At 62.6% G+C, this 10,487-nt stretch carries 2 protein-coding genes; both read right to left on the bottom strand.

Annotated features, from left to right (window positions below):
- The coding region (locus HX818_RS29105) for a non-ribosomal peptide synthetase (protein WP_177021219.1) at window positions 1–6,301 on the bottom strand (6,301 nt) is incomplete at its 3' end.
- Window positions 6,301–10,487, bottom strand: a 4,187-nt coding sequence (locus tag HX818_RS29110) for a non-ribosomal peptide synthetase (protein WP_177021220.1), incomplete at its 5' end; no start/stop codon positions are given. The genes HX818_RS29110 and HX818_RS29105, both read right to left, overlap by 1 nt.

The following is a 10,487-nucleotide window of genomic DNA, read 5'->3' on the forward strand; positions in this document are numbered from 1 at the left end:
CCGGGTAATCCGGGTCCAGCGGTACATACGCACCACCCGCCTTGAGCACCGCGAGCAATGCCACAACCATCTGCGCACTGCGCGGCATGGCCACGCCAACCCGCACTTCAGGGCCAACACCCAGCGCCACCAGCTTGTGGGCCAGGGCATTCGCCCGGCCGTTCAACTGGCGGTAGGTCAGTTGCTCATCACCCCAGATAACCGCCAGGGCGTCGGGCGTACGCTGCACCTGATCCTGAATCTGTTGATGGATGCACCGCTCACGCGGGAAGTCCAGGCCATTGGCGTTCCAGGTATGTTCGACCAGCCGACGTTCATCGCCCTCAAGGGTGGCGAGTTGCGCCAGCACCTGTTCACTGCCGGCCATGAAGCGCGCAAGCAACTGGTTAAGATGACGGGCAATGCCCGCCATCGTCCCGGCCGCAAACTGACTGCGGTCATAGTGGTAGTGCAACCCCAGCGTCTGCCCGGCATTGACGGAAAGTGTCAGCGGATAATTGCTCTGCTCATGGGCCACAACGGCACCAAAGGACAGCCCATCGTCCGCGCTTTGAGCCAGCGCCTCGGAGATCGGGTAGTTTTCGAACACCAACAGCGTGTCGAACAATGACTCGGAACCGTGTTCGGCCCAGCGCTGAATCTCGAACAGCGGCGTGTGCTCATGCTCGCGCAGCGCCAGGTTTTGCCCCTGAACGGTCTGTAACCAGTGGCTGACCGTCTCCCCGGCAAGCGGGCTGGCGATCACCGGCAGGGTGTTGATGAACAGGCCGATCTGCTGCTCGACGCCTTTGAGGTCGGCCGGACGCCCAGCCACGGTGGCGCCAAAGCACACCGTCGACTGCCCGGTATAACGCTGCAAAAGCAGGAGCCAGGCGGCTTGCAGCAAGGTATTGAGGGTGACTTTCTGCTGGCGGGCAAACTCGTTCAGCAGGCGCGTCTGGCGCGAGTCCAGCACCTCGAAATGACTGGCGTAGCCGGCATCTGCGGACAGCGGCGCGGCCACCGCCTGGGCCAGCCGTGTCGGCGCTTGCAGCGGTGCCAACTGTTGCGTCCAGAACGCTGCTCGCAGCGTCTGGTCCTGGGATTGCAGCCAGCCAATGTAGTCGCGATAGCGCGTCGGCTGGTGCTCGGGCTCTTGCCCGCTGTAGCGTTGCAGCACCTCACCAAGCAGCCGGGAATTGCTCCAGCCATCCATCAGAATGTGGTGGGAGGTATAGATCAAATGGCACTGATCCGGCGCCGTGCGCACAACGGTCAGGCGCAGCAGAGGCGCCTGCACAAGGTCGAAACCACGCTGGCGGTCAGCGTCGGCCAGGGTATCGAGTGCGCCATCAAGTGCCGGGTGCTCCTGCCAGTCGAGCACAGTGAATGGCAACTCCAGGTGCTTGTGCACCACTTGCAGCGGTCGCTCCAGATCACCCTGCCACAGGAAGCCGGTACGCAGGATTTCATGGCTGTTCACGCACGCCTGCCAGGCCTGGCGGAAGCGCTCGGGATCCAGCCCGGTAACGTCCAGGCGCATTTGATTGATGTAGTCGCCGCCACCTTGCTCATACAGGGTGTGAAACAGCATGCCTTGCTGCATGGCCGATAGCGGGTAGATATCTTCGACAGCCGACAGGGCCAGCGGCAAGGCATCCAGTTGACGCTGACCGAGCCCGGCCAGCGGAACATCCGAAGGCGTCAAGCCGCTGTTGCCGGGCGCCGTGCAATGAGCGATCACGCTCAGCAGCTCAAGACGGTATTCATCGGCCAGGCGCTGTACCGCCGAGGCGTCAAACATCTGCCCGCTGAAGGTCCAGCCCAGGCTCAGTTCGCCGCCATATACCTGGCCATTGAGGGTCAGCCAGTTACCGAGCGCCGCCTCCGGGCTTTGCTCCAGCCCGCGCGCCTCACCCGAGGGAGCGAACAAAGCCTGCTCGTCATCGAAACTGCCATCGAACTGCCCCAGGTAGTTGAACGTAATCCTCGGCGCCGGCAGCGCCTGCAAGCGGCTGCGGGATGGTTCATCGCCCAGGTAGCGCAATACACCGTAGCCAATCCCCTTGTCTGGAATCGCCCGCAGTTGTTCTTTCACCGCCTTGATCGAGTGCGCGATATCGCTTTCGACCGGCAACCTGACCGCAAACAGGCTGGTGAACCAGCCCACGGTACGTGTCAGGTCAACGTCATCGAACAGGTCTTCACGGCCGTGGCCTTCGAGCTGGATCAGCGCACTGTCCTGCCCGGTCCAGCGACCAATAACCCGTGCCAGTGCGCTGAGCAACAGGTCATTGACCTGGGTGCGATAGGCCGCCGGCGCCTCTTGCAGCAGTTGCCGCGTGGCCTGGGCATCAAGCTGGGTGTGCACCGTCATCGCGTGGCGATTGGAGAGCGAACCATGGGGATGGTCCACCGGCAGGGCCGTCGACGAACCGCTCAACAAGCCTTCCCAGTAATCGAGCTGGGCGCGCAACGTATCCGCAGTCGCCGCCTGCCCCAGGCGTTCTACCCAGGCCTTGAAGGAACTGGTCTTGGCCGGCAACACGCAACGCTGGCCGCTGGCGAGCTGCTGGTAGGCCTTTTGCAGGTCCTCGAACAAAATGCGCCAGGAAATCCCGTCCACCACCAGATGATGAATGACCACCAGCAAACGCTGGCTGCCATCGTTCAAGTTCGCCAGCACCGCCCGCAACAGCGGGCCGCGCTCCAGGTTCAGGCTGCCCTGGGCCTGGTCGCCCCATTGCTCCAGCGCCTCAAGGTCAATGTTCCGAGCCTCCCGGACCAGCGCCCCGGAGTACTCACCCGGCGCCTGATAGCGCGCCGACCAGCCTTGCGCCTGAGCAGTGAACGCCATCCGCAGCGCATCGTGATGAGTCACCAGATGCTTGAGCGCCTGCTCCAGCAGCGCCACGTCCAACGTGACCCTCGGCGTGAGCATGACGGACTGGTTCCAGCGCGCGCGATCAGGCACCGGCTGTTCAAAAAAGGCGATCTGTACCGGTGCCAGGGGAGCCTCACCGACGACTGCCGACTGGTCGATCACCACCCCGGCGGCCAATTGCGCAACCTGGGCCAGGCCCTGGACAGTCTGGTGCTGGAACAGCTCTTTAGGGGTGAAACGAATCCCGGCCTGGCGCGCACGGCTGACCACCTGGATCGAGATGATCGAATCACCGCCCAGCTCGAAGAAGTTGTCGGTGACACCGATGGCCGGACGTTTCAACACGTCCTGCCAGATCACCGCGATACGTTGCTCAAGCTCGCTCTGCGGCGCCACATGGGCGTGTTCGGCCTGGCTGACATCCGGCAGTGGCAAGGCCTTGCGGTCCAGCTTGCCATTGACGGTTAGTGGCCATTGCTCAAGAAACAGCAAATGGGCCGGGACCATGTAATCCGGCAAGCGGGCCTTGAGCCCGGCACGGATCTGCTCGCGCAACGGCGCGGGTTGCAGGTCGCCTGCGGCCGCGATGATGTAGGCCACCAACACCTGGGCACCGGCGTCACCCTGCGCCAGTACCATGGCTTCACGCACACCGTCGAGGGCAAGCAAGCGGGCTTCGATTTCACCCAGTTCGATGCGCAACCCACGAATCTTCACTTGGTGGTCAATGCGTCCGATGTAGTCGATCACACCGTCCTGGCGATAACGCACCAGGTCGCCGGTGCGATAAAGTCGTGCGCCGCTATGGGAAGCAAACGGGTCGGGAATAAATCGCTCGGCGGTCATTCCCGGGCGCAGGTGATAACCACGGGCCAGGGAATCCCCTCCGATATACAACTCACCGGCCGCACCCGGCGGGCACGGCTCAAACGCTTCGCTCAGGACATAAGTGCGTACGTTGTCGATCGGCTTGCCGATCGCCACGATCGGGCCGGCAGGGTCGACAGGCACTTCATGGCTGCTGGTATCGATGGTCGCTTCGGTCGGGCCGTACAGGTTGATCAAGCGCCCGCTCCAACGCTGCTGCAACTGTCGGCTCAGCTCGGTACTCAAGGCTTCGCCACCGCACAACACGACGTTCAGCGACGCCAGCTGGGCATCGCTCGCTTCAGGCAGCAAGGCTTGCAGCAGTGAAGGCGCCAACTGCAGGACCGTGATCCGCTGTGCCTCGACCTGCTCCCACAACAGTGACAGGCTCTCGGCCAACCCTGGCTGGGCCATCACCAACTGTGCACCCGTCATCAACGGTAGCCAGAACTCCCATACCGAAGCATCGAAGCTGAACGCGGTCTTTTGCAGGATCCGATCGCTGCTTTGCAGTGGCAATGTCTTGCACATCCAGGCCATGTGATTGGCCAACCCTCGGTGACGAACCGAGACACCCTTGGGCCGGCCGGTGGAACCGGAGGTGTAGATGACATAGGCAAGGTTGTCGGGTTGCACGGCAACCTGCGGGTTGGCTTGCAACGTTTCGTCAGTGTCGGACAGGACCAGCACCTGGACGCCCGGCGGGATGGGCAACTGATCACGTACTGCCGCCTGGGTCAGCAACCACTGCGCGCCACTGTCCTGAAGCATGTAAGCCAGGCGGTCGGCCGGGTACTGGGTATCCAGCGGTACATAAGCGCCACCGGCCTTGAGAATGGCCAGTAGGCCGACGACCATTTCCACGCTGCGCTCAACGGCGATACCCACCAGCGCGTCAGGCCCAACCCCCATGTTGATCAAGCGATGCGCCAAGTGGTTGGCGCGCTGGTTGAGTTGGCGATACGTCAGCTGTTGCTGCTCGCATACCAGCGCAACCGCGTCGGGCGTACGCTCGGCCTGGGCGGCGATCACCTGATGCGTCAGGCCGCCAAAAGGCTGTGAGGTGGCGTTCCAGTCCTGCACCATCTGCTCGCGCTCGGCGACATCAAGCAACGGCAACTCGCCGACACGGGCGTGGGGCTGCTCGACGATTCCTTGCAGCAGAGTCTGCCAATGCCGCGCCAGACGTTCTATCGTCAGCGCATCAAACAGGTCAGTGGCATAGGTCAGGGCCGCTGCTATGCCGTCATCGGACTCGTAGGTTTCCAGGGTCAAGTCGAACTGCGCAGTGCGGTTCTCCCAGGCCACGCCTTCGATGGACAGGCCCGGCAGCTGCAGTGCGAGCGCGCCAGTGCCGGCGGCTGCCATGCGCTGGTGGTTGAACATCACCTGGAACAGCGGTGCATGGCTGAGGCTGCGTTGCGGGTGTAACGCCTCGACCAACTGCTCGAATGGCAGGTCCTGATGGTCCTGCGCCCCCAGGGCAGCCTGGCGGACCTGGTCCAGCAGAACACTGAACGGCTGCTCGCCCACTACCTCGGCGCGAAGTACCTGCGTGTTAACGAAAAAGCCCACCAGGTGTTCGGTTTCCACCCGGTTGCGGTTAGCGGTCGGAACCCCGACACGGATATCACGCTGCCCGCTGTAGCGATACAAAAACGCCTGGAAGGACGCCAGCAGCACCATGAACAGCGTGGCCTTTTCCTGCTGGGCCAATTGCCTGAGGCGCTGGCTCAGGGCATGCGGCAGTGCAATTTCAAAACGCGCGCCGCGATAACTCTGCTCGGCCGGCCGCGCACGGTCGGTCGGCAGCGCCAACACCGGCTGCTCGTCACCCAACTGCTCGCACCAATAGGCCAGTTGCCGTTCGCGCTCGCCGGCTTCCATCCAGTGACGCTGCCAGATGGCATAGTCGGCGTACTGGATCGGCAACGCCGGCAGCACCAGGGTTTCGCCGCGCTGGCAGGCGTCATACAGCTGCACCAGCTCATTGACCATCAGTTGGATCGAACCGCCGTCGGACACGATATGGTGCTGCACAAACGTCAGGATGTGATCCTGCCCATCGATCTGCAGCAGGCTGACCCGCAGCAGCGGCCCCTCATTCAGGTCGAACAGCTGCCCGGTCTGCGCTTCGACAAACCCGGTGATTGCCGCCTCGATATCGGCCTGTGGTGCCAGCACCGTCAAGGGAATGTCCAGGGGCGCTTCGGCGAGGATGTTCTGGCTTACCCCTTCGTCACGCTGCACAAAGCGGGTGCGCAGGCTTTCATGACGGGCGATCAGTTGATTGAAACACTGCTGCAACGCCAGCAGGTCCAGGTTCCCGCGCAAGCGCAGGACCATGGGCAGGTTGTACGCCGTGCTCTGGGGGTCCAACTGCCACAGGAACCACTGGCGTTCCTGGGCAAAGGACAGGGGAATCGCTTCAACGGCCGACTGGACTTCGGGAATAGGCAAGTTCGCCGGGGAAACACCTTCCTGAAGCATTTTCTCCAGGTACAGGCGACGCTTGTCGAGGGGCAAGGTAATGAAACGCCGAGCGATTCTCTGGGCGGCGTGGATGTCCATTAAACTTCCTCCATTTCGTCAAGCAGAAATTCCAGCTTGCTCAGTTTCGATTCATTGATTTGTTGCCCGCCGGCGTGTTCCAGATGGTGGGCAAAGTCTTCCAGGAGGGGGTGCTGGAACAGCAGTTGCGGGGTCAATTTCAAGCCCAGCTCAAGTTGAATACGCGACACGACATTTACCGCCAGCAGCGAATGCCCGCCCAGTTCGAAGAAGTTATCGGTAAGTCCTACCTGCTCCAGTTGCAGCACCAGCTGCCAGATGCCGGCGACTTGCCGTTGCAGATCGCTGTGCGGCGCAACGTAGGCCTGTTGCAACTGACTGGCATCCGGCGCCGGCAGCGCCTTGCGGTCGAGTTTGCCGTTGGGGGTCAGTGGCAGGCTGTCGAGCATCACCAGAAACGCCGGGACCATGTAGGCCGGCAGGGTTTCCATCAGGCGGGCCTTGAGCTCATCGCGCAGCAGCACTTGCCGGTCGTGGCCGAGCGGTTCGCCTGGCACTACATACCCCACCAGTTGCAGGCCGACACCGCCCTCTCGGGCGATAACGGCGGCTTCGCGCACGGCCGGGTGCTCCTGCAGGCGTGCCTGGATTTCTCCCAGTTCGATGCGGAAGCCACGTATTTTCACCTGGTGATCCAGGCGGCCGACATACTCAATCACACCGTCGGCGCGATAACGCGCCAGGTCGCCGGTGCGATACAGCCGTTGCCCGGAGCTGGAAAACGGATGGGGAATAAAACGTTCGGCGGTCAGCCCGGCACGCTGATGGTAACCACGGGCCAGGCCTTCTCCGCCAATCAGCAGTTCACCCACCACACCCACTGGCACTGGCTGCAAATCGCTGCCCAGGATGTACAGGTGAGTGTTGTCGATGGGCCGGCCAAGCCAGGCCTGCGGCAACGCCTGGCTGAGTGGGTGTTGCGCCGACCAGATGGTGGTTTCAGTGGGGCCATAGAGATTCCACACCTGGTCCGACAGCGCCAGCATGCGGTCCGCCAGATCCTGGGCAAGCGCCTCGCCACCGCAGAGCATCTTGCAGCCTTGCAGCGCGCGCGCCTCGGGATTATCAAGCAACATCCGCCAGGTAGACGGGGTGGCCTGCACCACTGAAATATGCTCGCGACGTACCAGCTCCAAGACTTGGGCCGGGTCTTGGGCGGCACTCTTGCCCACCAGGACCACACGTGCCCCGAGCACCAGCGGCAGGTAAATTTCCAGCCCGAAAATATCAAACGAGAACGTCGTCAGCGACAGCACCCGATCACTGCCTGACATGCCTGGAGCCTTCGCCATACTGGCGAGGAAGTTGCTCAGTGCCGCATGTCCTACCATCACCCCTTTGGGCTTGCCCGTAGAACCAGAGGTGTAGATCACGTAGGCGAGACTGGCCGCCTTTACCGACACGTGCGGATTGCTCTGCGGGTAGGACGCCAGCCCTGAATGCCGAGGATCCAGATCCACCGTCGTCAGCCCCGCAGGAAGCACCAGCAAATCCTTCAAGCGGGCCTGGGTCAGCAACAGGCCGATGCCGCTGTCGGCAATCATGTATTCCAGGCGATCCACCGGGAAATCCGGATCCAGCGGCACATACGCAGCACCCGCCTTGAGCACGGCGAGCAGGCCCACGAGCATTTCAAGGCTGCGCTCCACGCATATCCCCACCAGTTGGTCCGGGCCTACGCCCAGCTCCAATAGCTTGTGCGCCAGTTGGTTCGCCTGTTCGTTGAGTTGACGATAGGTATAGGTCTGCTCGTTGAACACCGCAGCCACGGCGTCCGGCTGATGCAGGGCCTGTTGCTCAATCATGCTGTGCACCCGTAGCGCCGAAAGATCGGCGTCGGTGGCGTTCCACTGCTCAAGCACACGGCTGCGCTCACCGTCGTCCAGGCTGTCAAACGTCCCCAGCGGACGATCGGCATTCAGCGTCATTGCCTGCAACAGGTTATGCAGTTGCGCGGCCAGCGCCTGGATTTGCCCCGGGGCGAAGAAACGCTGGTCGAAACTGTACTGCAGCGACAATGCCTCGCCGAGGTTGACCATCAGGGTCAGCGGGTAGTTGGTCTGCTCATGGCTATCAATCCGTCCGAAGCGCAAACCGTCTGGCGAGCTTTGCTCCAGGGCCTTGGACACGGGGTAGTTTTCAAACACCAGCAGGCTGTCGAACAGTGCCTCACCACCCTGCCCCGCCCAGCGCTGGATCTCGAACAGTGGCGTGTACTCATGTTCACGCAAGGCCAGGTTCTGCGCCTGCAAGGCTTGCAACAGCTGTGCGATGGTTTGCTCCGGTCGCGGGCTGACCACCACCGGCAAGGTGTTGATAAACAACCCGACCTGCTGCTCGACACCGGCCAATTGCGCAGGACGCCCGGCGACGGTAGCGCCGAAGCACACACTCGACTGGCCGCTCTGGCGCTGCAACAGCAAGGCCCAGGCCGCTTGCACCAAGGTGTTGAGGGTGACTTTCTGGCGGCGTGCGAACTCACTCAACTGCATGGTGCGCTCAGCGTCAAAATACTGGTAGTGATCCGAATAGCCCGTGCTGCCAGGCACTTCGCCTTGGGCCTGTGCCTGCGCGAGGCGGGTCGGTTCTTGCAGGTCAGCCAGTTGCAAGGTCCAGAACCGCTGGTTGGCCTGGCGGTCCTGGCTGTCCAGCCAGGCGATGTAGTCGCGATAACGTCCACCACGGCCGGCTTCGAATTGCCCGCTGTAACGTTGCAATACCTCGCCCAGCAGCTGCGAGTTGCTCCAGCCGTCCATCAGGATGTGGTGATGGGTGTAGATAAAATGGTACTGGTCGACACCGGTACGGATCAGCACCAGGCGCAACAGCGGTGCCTGCGCCAGGTCGAAGCCCTGCTGCTGTTGATCGGCCGCCAAGGCATCCAGGGCCGTCGCCAGATCGGCGTGGCCGGACAGGTCATGACTGACAAAAGGCAGCTCGACCTGCTCCAGTACGACCTGCACCGGCTGCGCCAACTCGCCCTGCCAGACAAAGCAGGTGCGCAGGATATCGTGGTGATCCAGCACTTCTTGCCAGGCCTGGCGGAAGCGTTTCGGGTCCAGCCCCTCGACATCCAGGCGCATCTGGTTGACGTAGTTGCCCGACGCCTGCTCGTACAGCGTATGGAACAGCATGCCTTGCTGCATCGGCGCCAGCGGATAGATGTCGGCAATCGCCTGCGCGGGAATGGGCAGCGCATCCAGTTGCGCCTGGCTCAAGTTGGCCAGCGGGAAATCCGACGGGGTCACGGCCGCGGCACCCGACGTGCAGCAATGCTCCACAAGGCTTGCCAGTTCACGGGCATAGTCATCCGCCAGGCCCTGGATGGTCGCGGTGGCAAACATGGCCGGGCTGAACGTCCAGCTCAACCGCAGCTCGCCATCGAACACCTGGCCGTTGAGTGCCAGCCAATTATCCAGCGGTGCCTGCGGGCTGTGCTCGGCGCCACGGGCTTCGCCCGACGGTACAAACAGCGCACCGTTGTCGTCCTCAAAATGACCGTCCAGTTGCCCCAGGTAGTTGAAGGTAATCCGCGGTGTCGGCAATGCCTTGAGCGCCGCTTGCGCCTGCGCGTCGCCCAAGTAACGCAGCACGCCAAAACCCAGGCCTTTATCGGGGATGGCGCGCAGTTGCTCCTTGATACCTTTGAGGGATTGAGCCGGGTCCGCAGCCGGCGTCAGCTTGACCGGGAACACACTGGTGAACCAACCGATGCTGCGGGTCAGGTCGATGTCGTCAAACAAGTCTTCGCGACCATGGCCTTCCAACTGGATCAAGGCATCGGCGTGGCCGGTCCAGCGGCAAACCACCCGCGCGAGCGCGGTCAGTAGCAGGTCGTTGACCTGGGTGCGATAGGCCTTGGGGGCGTTTTGCAGCAGTTGGCGGGTGTGCGTCGGGGTCAAGGCGCTGTGCACCGTGGCACCTTGATCATTGCGCAAGCCGGCTTCGGGATCGAGGCACGGCAAGGCGCTGTCGACGTCGGCCAGCAGCGTTTGCCAGTCATGCAACTCCTGTTGCAGGCGTTCGGTTCGGGCATAACCTTGCAGACGCTGCGCCCAGGCCTTGACCGACGAAGTCTTGGCCGGCAGTGCCACGACACGCCCCTGCTGCAGTTGCTCGTAGGCGGTTTGCAGGTCTTCGAACAGGATGCGCCACGACACGCCGTCCACCGCCAGGTGATGGATCA

The organism is Pseudomonas sp. F9001, from assembly GCF_013385435.1.
Taxonomy (GTDB): Bacteria; Pseudomonadota; Gammaproteobacteria; order Pseudomonadales; family Pseudomonadaceae; genus Aquipseudomonas.